At 42.8% G+C, this 10,734-nt stretch carries 9 protein-coding genes; 3 read left to right on the top strand and 6 right to left on the bottom strand.

The window, feature by feature from the left end:
- Window positions 1–716 precede the first annotated feature (716 nt).
- The 6 genes from F8B77_RS04535 to F8B77_RS04510 all read right to left on the bottom strand — a co-directional run bounded on the left by F8B77_RS04535 (window position 717) and on the right by F8B77_RS04510 (window position 6,987).
- Window positions 717–1,748, bottom strand: coding sequence for an HlyD family secretion protein (locus tag F8B77_RS04535; RefSeq protein ID WP_151654097.1), 1,032 nt, complete (start codon window positions 1,746–1,748; stop codon window positions 717–719).
- Window position 1,749: 1 nt separating this feature from the next.
- Window positions 1,750–2,181, bottom strand: a complete 432-nt coding sequence (locus F8B77_RS04530; RefSeq protein WP_425277985.1) for a magnesium transporter — start codon at window positions 2,179–2,181, stop codon at window positions 1,750–1,752.
- A gap of 209 nt (window positions 2,182–2,390) precedes the next feature.
- Complete coding sequence (locus tag F8B77_RS04525; RefSeq protein ID WP_151654094.1) at window positions 2,391–3,875, bottom strand: catalase; 1,485 nt, start codon at window positions 3,873–3,875, stop codon at window positions 2,391–2,393.
- 43 nt (window positions 3,876–3,918) lie between these two features.
- A complete protein-coding gene (locus tag F8B77_RS04520) occupies window positions 3,919–5,106 on the bottom strand; it encodes an anaerobic sulfatase maturase (RefSeq protein ID WP_151654093.1) in 1,188 nt (395 codons plus the stop codon).
- Window positions 5,107–5,214: 108 nt separating this feature from the next.
- Window positions 5,215–5,808 (bottom strand): response regulator, encoded by a 594-nt coding sequence (locus F8B77_RS04515; protein WP_081228983.1) that lies wholly within the window; start codon window positions 5,806–5,808, stop codon window positions 5,215–5,217.
- Complete coding sequence (locus tag F8B77_RS04510) at window positions 5,809–6,987, bottom strand: GAF domain-containing sensor histidine kinase (protein WP_167512760.1); 1,179 nt, start codon at window positions 6,985–6,987, stop codon at window positions 5,809–5,811. It abuts the gene before it with no gap.
- Between the two features lie 169 nt (window positions 6,988–7,156).
- On the opposite strand from F8B77_RS04510, the gene F8B77_RS04505 reads away from it, so the two are divergent.
- From F8B77_RS04505 to F8B77_RS04495, 3 genes are all read left to right on the top strand, one after another.
- Entirely contained in the window at window positions 7,157–8,683 is a 1,527-nt protein-coding gene (locus F8B77_RS04505) for an arylsulfatase (protein ID WP_135385531.1), read from the top strand.
- A gap of 172 nt (window positions 8,684–8,855) precedes the next feature.
- Window positions 8,856–9,803, top strand: a complete 948-nt coding sequence (locus F8B77_RS04500) for an AAA family ATPase (RefSeq protein ID WP_151654089.1) — start codon at window positions 8,856–8,858, stop codon at window positions 9,801–9,803.
- Window positions 9,804–9,818: 15 nt separating this feature from the next.
- Window positions 9,819–10,733, top strand: a complete 915-nt coding sequence (locus tag F8B77_RS04495) for a DUF58 domain-containing protein (protein WP_151654087.1) — start codon at window positions 9,819–9,821, stop codon at window positions 10,731–10,733.
- The last annotated feature ends 1 nt before the right edge of the window (window position 10,734 follow it).

The following is a 10,734-nucleotide window of genomic DNA, read 5'->3' as shown; positions in this document are numbered from 1 at the left end:
AACCTTTAGAAAAGAGTGAAAAATGTTCTTAGTTTTATGCTTACTTAGTAAACCTAAGATTGCGAAATAAATTCAATATTTAGTATCAGGTTATGACTTATTACATGATTTAGAAAGTTACGAGCAGGATTTCAAATGCGCCAAGAACGTCTGTGGAAGGGGTAAGAAGAGTATTCATATTGCAGTGCCTCTTTCACCATATGTTGTAAACTTACAAAAGTACGGTATAGAAAAAGGCAATGTCAAGTTATGGTTGTGATATATATCACTTTATGGCTACTTCAACAATTTCTGTTGAAAAAACCATAAAGTGATAACAACTAATCATTTAAAATCATAAACTTAATCGAAAAAAAAACCATATCTTGATATCGCATAAAACAACCATAAGTTGATATTTTTGTGAAAATGTAATTCTGGTCCATCTATGTATGAAAGAAATTTACTTTCACTAAATGTTTGATAATAAGCGTATAGAAACCTATGAATTGTGTGATTCCGTTCCCTTTTTAGTACCTTGTGGCTGATTCGACAAAATTGCTTGGTGATCTCACCAGTAATTACTTGCTCTTGATAAGGTGTTACGTAACACGTATCTGGACAAAACTAAGTTATACGGGTTGCTAAATTAGCGTTTAACGGATTACTTAAAGTATAGCAAGACCTCTGATCTAGTGGCCAAATTTTCTTATCCACTAAACGTTTAACGGTGTATGTTAAAGTGCTGATAAATAAGCTTTGTAAGATTTAAGCCTAACCGTTGCTGCACCTATAATATCCATGAAACCAAGCATTGGATGAGGTTTTGTTGCAGAAACCCATCCTGAACCCGTAGCCCCAATTGGAATGTTGTACCCCTCAGGTTCGTCAAACTCAATCACAATTGTTCGGCCATGATTGTTCATATTGTTCCCAACGTGTTGGCGTACATGTTGAGAACCATTCATGACAGAAACACGAGCTTCACCAGTACCAGTGGTTAAACTATGTACACGACCACGGAATATCTCACCTGGGTATGCATTCACATAAAACTCTGCGAATTGACCGACTTTGAGTCCGCGATAGGTTTGGTCAGCAATACGCATTTCTACAAATTTCTTATTCGTGTTGTATAAGTGCATGTTACCTACACGCGTACCATCAACAATGTTTGAGATTGAAAGCTGCCCATCAAAAGGAGCACGAACTTCTCTTCGCTCATTTTGCCATTCTGCTGTTGCAATCTGAGCCTCAATGCTCAAAATTTTCGCATTGGCTGATGCAATTTGAGCGTTAGTAGTGTCGATGCGTGTTCGTAGGTTATCTCGTTCTGATTCTTGTGAAAAGTCACCAAGTTGGGTTAAACGATCAAGGTTCTTTTCATCGTTAGCAATCTGATGGGTGAGTGCGAGTATTTCAGCTTTTGCCGCTTTCTTCTCTGCATCTAATCCTATCATTTGAGATTCAGTGTCAACCGAACGCAGGGTGTATATTAAATCGCCTTTTTTGACTACCTGGTTGTGTTCCACGAATACTTGTTCAACTTCTTGTCCAATTAATGGACTTAAAACGGCATGTGGCGCTTTCACTGTCGTACTATCGGTTAGGTCCGCAGGAGACCAAAATCGGTGTGCAGTAAACAAAGCAAACGCGAGCGTCAAACCTATCGCAACAATGATTGTAGCGTTACGCAGCGTCCATTTAACGACACCTAATTTAACTAAGATCCAGCAAACTAGGATATATGGAAGCATTATTTCTTTCATCTTACTGCTCCTTATTCGTAGAGATCACAGTACGACCATTTCGAATTATTGACGAAATCCCTTCAGCTAATACGTCCCAACGCGCAAAAGCAATAATGATGGCTAAAACCCACCACGTTTTATCGATAAACAGGCCACACAGTGAAAGAGCAAATACAATTTGTGTGTGAGCACTCGACATTTTCGCGGACTTATGCACTGCAATTTCATGCAACTCCCAAAGCAAATAAAGGACATACACAATAATGGCGACGGTTACAAAAAATACAAATCCCATAAATACTTCAGAATCAAGCAGCTTCAAAATAGTGGGATAACCATCAATAAAGTAGTTCTCAGGAAGAGTTTTTCCATGGATAGTACCAAGCTTAGACAAACCAATTGAACTACCAATTAATACCGCCAATATCACAATGGCTTTTATCAACCACATTGCGAACGCGATGATTTTATTTCCTTTATTTGTTTCCTTATACTCATCCCTACTTTCGTTTATTTGTTCATGATTTGACATACGTTTATACCTTCATCAGCGCCTCATTTTTTGAGGCGCACTAAATCTCTCTAAACCACAGTTTTTATAAATATTGTGGCTGAGCAAAATTAATGTTTAACTTTGGAGGAAAACTAAAAAAACACCACTCAAACTTCCACAACGCTTTTATCTGTGACCTTTTCTGCCTCCAGTTCATCCATATCAATACCAAGTAATTCAGCTAAACCTTGCGCGTAATTACGGTCGGCGAGAAGTGCATGCTGAACATGTTTCAGTTGCACTTTCCTAGAGGCAGAACCAATTGAACGTGCTGTGTTTTCAAATAACCTTCTCTGTTCACTGGACGTCATAATACGGAACAGGTTACCCGCTTGTGTGAAGTAGTCGGTGTCTTCACGATGATCCCAGTGATTCGCTGCGCCTTCTAGCTCTAATTCAGGTTCAGCATACTCCGATTGCTGTGCCCACTCACCGTACTGGTTTGGCTCATAGCCTTTGGCTGAACCAAAATTGCCATCAACACGCATAGCCCCATCTCTATGATAACTGTGGACCGGACAACGTGGCGCATTCACTGGAATTTGATGGTGATTAACGCCTAAGCGATAGCGCTGCGCATCGCCGTAAGCAAATAAGCGACCTTGTAGCATTCGGTCTGGAGAGAATCCAATTCCGGGTACGATAGCGGCAGGGTTAAACGCTGATTGCTCAACTTCCGCAAAGAAGTTTTCTGGGTTGCGGTTGAGCTCAAACTCCCCTACTTCAATCAACGGAAAACGCGCATGAGGCCATACTTTTGTTAGATCAAATGGGTTGAACTCAACGTCGTTCGCTTCAGTCTCTGTCATCACCTGGATTTGCAGCGTCCATTTCGGGAAATCTCTATTTTCGATGCTATCGTAGAGATCACGTTGGTGGCTTTCGCGGTCTTGCCCAATCAGTTTCTCTGCTTCTTGATCCGTCAGGTTCTTGATTCCCTGCAGTGTTTTGAAGTGGAACTTCACCCAAACACGTTCATTGTCTGAATTAATCATACTGAAGGTGTGGCTACCGTAACCATTCATATGACGGTAAGTGGCAGGAAGGCCGCGATCGCTCATCACAATCGTCACTTGATGAAATGCTTCCGGAAGTGACGTCCAAAAATCCCAGTTGTTTTCTGCACTTCGAAGATTGGTTCGCGGATCGCGCTTTACCGCATGATTCAAGTCCGGAAACTTAAGTGGATCTCGTAAAAAGAATACAGGCGTGTTGTTACCCACTAAGTCCCAGTTCCCTTCTTCTGTGTAGAACTTGAGTGCGAAACCACGAATATCACGTTCAGCGTCTGCGGCACCTCTCTCGCCTGCAACCGTAGTAAACCTAGCAAAGAGTTCGGTTGTTTTACCAACTTCAGAGAAGATTGCCGCCTTCGAGTACTTGGTAATATCGTGGGTCACTGTGAATTTTCCATAAGCCCCAGAACCTTTTGCATGCATTCGACGCTCAGGGATCACTTCACGATCAAAATGTGCAAGCTTTTCCAAAAACCAGACATCTTGCAAAAGCATTGGACCACGTTTGCCTGCCGTCATTACATTTTGGTTATGTGCAACAGGGCAACCTGCTGCTGTGGTGAGTTTATTTTTCATTGACTTCGTTCCTTAATGATTGAAAATTATCGACTACACAACATTACGCCGTAATCCGCTTTACGAACATTGGATAAACTGCAGCTGGGTGTCCTAGCTTGATTGCCTCTAGCATTGCGGCAAAGTAAGGCATTGCGTGCACAAAGAATTTTTTATATCCAAAACATAAATGATTTAAACCCGGCTCAAGGTCTGCGGTAAAAGCAGTACGCTCTTTAGGGCAGCCGCCATTACACATCGGTCTGAAATCACACTCTCGGCATTGCTTAGGCAGTGACTTCCACTTGTTTAAGCCAAATTCAACTTGCTTCGAAGAGGATGCTACAGCGCCTAAATCTACCGATTCGATATCGCCAACTTTATGATTTTCATAGCTATAGTGATCACAAGAATAAATACTGCCATCATGTTCTAGCATCATTTGTTGGCCACAAGTTTCCGAGTGAAAACACATTTGACTTGGTTGGCCCGCAAGAATACCGAGCGTGTTTTCGAAAAACTGAATGTGTACTTTTCCTACATCTTCTTTGCGCCACTCATCGAATACATCACACAAAAAGTGCCCCCACTGATGTGGAGTTAAAGACCAGTCTTTTTCACCTCGACGATCAAGAGAGTGCTCAACGCAGGGCTGGAACTGAATAACGTTAGAACCTAATTTTTTGAGTGTCTGATAGGTTTGCTTACCAAGGTGTGCGTTATCGTTATGCACAACGGTCAAGGTGTTGAACTGTACTTTATGTTTTTGCAGCATGCCGAGGCCACGTAATACTCGTGAGTAACTGCCATTACCTTTAATGTCAGCTCGACCTAAGTCATGATTAAGTTCGTCACCATCAATGCTAAGTCCGATCAAGAAGTTGTTCTTTTTAAAGAACTTCGCCCATTTCTCATTGATCAGAGTTCCATTACTTTGGAAAGTATTTGAGATCGTCATACCTGAACGAGCATATTTTTTTTGTAATGCTACCGCTTTTTCGTAAAATTCAATGCCGCGCAGTGCAGGTTCCCCACCTTGCCAACTGAAATCAACAAACTTGATGTGTTTAGGCTGAGCTGCGATATATTGCTGGACGTATGTTTCCAAGAGAGCGTCTGACATCTGCATCGTAGCTCCTGGCTGATAACGCTCTTCTTTTCTCAAGTAATAACAATAGTGACAGTCTAAATTACACTTTGAGCCAACAGGCTTAACCAAAAGGTGGAATGGGTGTGGTGATGTCATCGTCATATCTGCGCTCCTGTTGGATTTAGGATAATTATCCTTAGGTGGCCTAAATTAGACCACTAGGACATTTCCTAACGGAAGGAGATATGGATTAGAGAGGTGTAAGGTGAGTTAAATGAGCTTTCGACTGTGAGCCCAAGCAATAAGCTCGGATGCACTAGCAAGTTCAAGTTGTTCAATCATCTTATATTTGTGGTATTCGACCGTTTTCGAAGAAATGTTGAGCTCCAAAGCTACTTTCTTCGCAGAAAATCCTTGAGCTAATAGTTTAAGAATATCAACTTGTCTGGCGGTCAAATCTGTCTTTTGCTCAATAATGCTTTTCAATTCATCTGGTATGTAGCGTTCTCCAGCAAGTATATTTTTCATCGTCGTTGCTAGTTCAAAACCTGCTTGATGTTTAAGTACATACCCGTCAGCACCATATTGGTAAGCAGCCTTAACGATCTCTGGCTCATCATGCATAGATAGGCAAACAAGTTTACTGTTTGGCGAAGTCCGCTTAAGCAGTGAAAGCGTAGTATTTAGCTGCATACCAGGCATAGAAATATCGGTAATAATTAAGTCGGGCTGATGCTGCTTAACAAGCTGAAGTAGCTCTGTTGCGTCAACGCCAATCCCTACAACTTGATGCGTTAAGTCCACTAGGCGGGCAATACCTTCACTGACTATCTGGTGATCATCTGCAATTACGACGGTTGCCATTTAAACCTCACTTGTTTTTATTGATAATTTAACTGTAGTTCCTGCTTTTGGATCATTGCGTTTAATGATCAATTCACCACCAATCAATTCTCCGCGTTCAATCATAGATTGAAGACCTAACGAAGGTGATTGAATGTGTGCTTGCTCTTGAGCAATTCCGATTCCGTCGTCTCGAATCAACAATTCTATCCAGTCGCCACTAAATTGCTTTAACGTGATTGTGACCGCAGAAGCATTAGCGTGTTTCACGATGTTGGATAACGCTTCTTGGATAATGCGATAGACATGTAATGAAACATCATTATTAAAAGAAGTATCGTCATCAAGCTCAATCGATAAGTACAGTCCTGAGCGTTCCGCAACTTGTTGAGCATGTGATTGAATAGCGGCATTAAGCCCTACTCTTTCTATTACTACAGGGTGCAGGTGACGAGACAAGTGTTGAACGTCCTTGGTAATTGATGCTAGTTCATTGGCGCACTTCATTAGCACTGGTCTTGTGATTTCATCACAAATACTAGAGGCAAGGCTAAGCTCAATCCCCAAAGAAGCGAGGCGTTGGCTGAAGTCATCATGCAAATCGCGCGCAATATTCTGTCGTTCTCTTTCTCGTTCACCAATGATGCGTTTATTTCTCTCAACTACATCTTGGCGGCTCTTTATCAGCTGATCATAATGACGCACACGCTCAATACTGGATGCAATCATATTACCTAGCACTGTCGCCGCGTTTATAAATTCTTCTGATTCTGAATAACTGTCTACATCATTGAAACTTGCACAGGCCAATAAGCCCCATGGTTTCCCCATTGCACTTATCGGAACCAATATATGACGCAGCGGCTTTTCATCCTGTAAGTGGCTAGCGAGCTCAAGCAGTTCTGGTGACTCATCACTTGATACAACAATTCCCGCTTGGATATGCCGACGATATTCTAAAACCAAGGATGCCGGAAGTTGAGATTTGACTCTGGGAACACCTTCTCCCGCAGCCTCATAAAATCGCCAATCATGTATCCTAGTTTGTTCAATAGGTAAGCATGAAATACGGTCGATTTTTAAAGCAATTCGACATTCATGTAGCGTCTCTATGATGGTTTCTTCCATTTGTGCTGTTGGAGAATTCAATAATCGACTAGACATAGAAATTAATGCTGAAGTAATTGAATCAGAGAGCATTTTTAAACCTCTTTTCATTAATGAACGTTATTACCATAAACTGCAACGCACGAAATGCCTAGTAGTATTTTAAGTAATTGGCTCAACTTCAATTCGTTTAGGAATTGTCCTAGTTCAGTTAATTTTGGAAAAAAATCATACTGTGCTCATCTTATTTCAGGAGCATCTTATGAAAACCCTTTCTAAAAGCTTACTAAAGAAAACCGTGCTCAGCACAGCTGCGTTAGCTACCGTTGCTGCAGCACCAGCAATCGCAAAAAACACCTCTGAAAAGCCAAATATACTCGTCATCATGGCCGATGACATCGGTTGGTCAAACACTTCTGCCTACAACCTGGGCATGATGGGCTACAAAACACCAAACATCGACCGTATCGCAAATGAAGGCATGCTTTTCACTGACCACTATGGCCAGCCAAGCTCCACTGCCGGTCGTGCAGCATTCCTAACTGGCCAACTTCCTGTTCGTACAGGTCTTCTAAATGTGGGTCTGCCTGGTTCTCCGGTCGGTCTTCATCAAGATGATCCAACGCTGGCTGAAGTGCTTAAAGAGCAAGGTTACTTCAACGTGCAACTTGGTAAAAACCACCTAGGAGATCGTGAACACATGATGCCTCATCGCCGTGGTTTTGATTTCTTCTACGGTAACCTTTACCACCTAAACGCTGAAGAAGAGCCAGAGCATCCTGATTACCCACAAGACCCAGAGTTTTTCGAGCGCTTTGGTCCTCGTGGTATTGTCACTGGCACAGCCGATGGCCCTACTGAGTCAGCAGGCCCTCTGACTAAGAAACGCATGGAAACCATTGACCGTGAACTAACGGACATGGCTCTAGATTACTTAGACGATTTCTCGAAGACAGATGACCCATTCTTCATGTGGTATAACCCATCTCGTATGCACGTTTGGACTCACCTAAGCGAAGAATGGCAAGGTAAAACTGGCTATGGTTTATACGCAGATGGTATGACTGAGCTTGACCACTACGTTGGTGAAATTCTAGATAAGCTAGAAGAAACCGGTCAACGTGACAACACAGTCATCATCTTCACTACCGACAACGGTGCAGAGAAGATGTCTTGGCCAGATGGCGGTAACACACCGTTTAAAGGTGAGAAAGGCCTGACGTCTGAAGGTGGTGTACGTGTGCCATTCATGGTTAGCTGGCCTGGTCACATCCCTGAAGGTGCTCGTAACAACGGTATCCAGTCTCATGAAGATTTGTTTACTACTCTAGCAACAATTGCTGGTGTTAAAGATGTTCAAGAGTCGTTCAAGACGAAACATGACGTTTACATTGATGGCTACGACCATACTAACGCGTGGTTTAACAACGAAGACACTGAACGTAACGAGATTTTCTACTTTGCTGAAACAGGTAACTTAGAAGCGGTTCGCGTTGGTAAGATCAAAGCTACATTTATCCATCCAACAGAAGAGAGCTGGTTCGCTCCACGTCTAGCCTCTACTTGGCCAGAACTGGTTGACCTACGTGCAGACCCATATGAGGAAGCGCCAGAACACTCAGGGATGTACCTACGTTGGTATGCAGAACGTATGTTCCACTTCGTTCCAGTCCAAGTTGAAGTGGCTGGCCTACTACAGACGTTTAATGAATTCCCACTACGTCAGGAGCCAACTGCATTCAACCTAGACCGTGTACTGTCTACGCTACCATACCGTGAAGCTAAATAATTAACTTCACCAATCATGGAAAACTCAAAAGGTGTGCATTGCACACCTTTTCTTTATTCCACGTATCTAAACTCAATCCTGTTTAGTAATAGTCCTAGTTATCAAGTTCGCTACGTTTTCATATCCTACCTTCAAATCATTGGTAGTAACCAGCAACGAATTGGGCAATATAATGCAAGATTTTATCGAACTTCAGAAACAGATAAACCAACAAGTACTAGGGCAAGAAAAATCTGTAGAGCAACTAATTATTGCCCTACTCGCGAATGGCCATGTTCTCTTGCAGGGTCTGCCAGGACTAGCAAAGACTCGCAGTGTCACCGTTTTGGCCAAGCAACTGGATTCACAGATCCATCGGATTCAATTCACGCCGGATATGCTTCCTGCTGACATCACCGGTAGCGAAGTTTACGAAACTAATACTCAATCGCTGACATTCAAAAAAGGCCCTGTATTTACTAACCTTTTGCTGGCCGATGAAATCAACCGTGCTCCAGCTAAAGTGCAATCAGCACTGCTTGAAGCGATGGCAGAAAAACAAGTTTCGATAGCAGGAGAAACACACAAATTACCAGAACTGTTCATGGTTCTCGCCACACAAAACCCGGTTGAACAAGAAGGTACCTATCCACTGCCTGAAGCGCAGATGGATCGTTTCTTAATGCAGATCTTGATTGATTATCCAAGCAAAGACGCTGAGAAAAACATGCTCAAACTCTTGCGGATTGAGAACCAAGACTCCACTAGCAGCGAATCGCTCATGACCATCGAACAAGTGCTAGAGGCACGTCGTCATATTGATAATATTCATGTCGCCGAACATGTAGATCAATACATTGTCGACCTAATCGATGCGACTCGCTACCCAGACAAATGTGACGAACAGCTTAGCCAGTGGATTGAGTTGGGGGCTAGCCCTCGTGCAACTATCGCGTTAGACAAATGTTCACGTGCTCACGCATGGTTAAACGGTCAAGATTACGTGAGGCCGGACAACGTAAGAGCAGTGGCCCATTCAGTACTTCGCCACCGTTTAGTTTTGAGTTTTTCTTCTCAAAATCAAGGAGTAGATGCTGAGCAAGTCATCGATCAACTTCTAAATTGCGTTGCATTTTCTTAATCGCGAGGAGGCTTTATGACCGTCGACCTTCGTATCTACCCGACATCTGGAAGACTTGCCGAGCTAACCTTGCTAGGGCGTAAGATTTCGTGGCAACCCCCTTACCAAAAGTTGACTCCTCTTACTGGTAAGCATCGCAGTCAACAACGTGGCAGAGGGTTGGATTTTGTCGAACTTCGTCACTACTACGCAGGTGATGATGTCCGCTGTATTGACTGGAAAGTAACACAACGAACGGGTCAACCCTATTTACGAGTTTACGCTGAGGAAAACGATAAAAATATCGCTCTGCTCATCGATCTTAGAACTCGTATGTTTTTTGCGTCCGATGGCCACATGAAATCTGCCATTGCTTGTGAAGCTGCGGCAATTGCTGCGGGCGCAGCTTGTCATCATGGCGATCGCGTAGGCGCTGTCATCCTCACAGACAGTGACATTGTAACGTTACCATTTCGACGCGGGGAAAAAGCGCTCATGGCTCTTTTATCTGCGATCATAGAGCAATCAAACAAACTCCCAAATTGGATAGTCTCTAAAAAGGCCCCCAATTTAGAAGCCGCATTAAAGCACTTAGTCGATCTTGGATTAAAAGAGAGCCAGTGTTTTATTTTTAGTGACTTCAGCGACTACGACCAACGAAATTCAAGCGTAATGATTGATAAGTTAGCTCGTCAAAATAGCCTAGTGGGTATCCGAATTACCGATCCGCTGGAAGAACAATTCCCTAAGCAGAATCTAGTTATGGGCAATGAAAGCTATCAAGTCGAACTGAAGAAGAGTGATCAATCCACCAGAGAGCGTTATGAACACTACGTCCAAGAGCAAAAACAATCGCTTTCTGAGCACTTTATGCGCCATCGCTTGGCATTACTTGATATGTCCACGCAACACGATGCTTGGACACAATTACTTTCACTGACCAAACAATAGG

The organism is Aliivibrio finisterrensis, from assembly GCF_008933155.1.
GTDB classification, from domain to species: domain Bacteria; phylum Pseudomonadota; class Gammaproteobacteria; order Enterobacterales; family Vibrionaceae; genus Aliivibrio; species Aliivibrio finisterrensis.
This window is presented reverse-complemented; position numbering and strand designations above follow the sequence as displayed.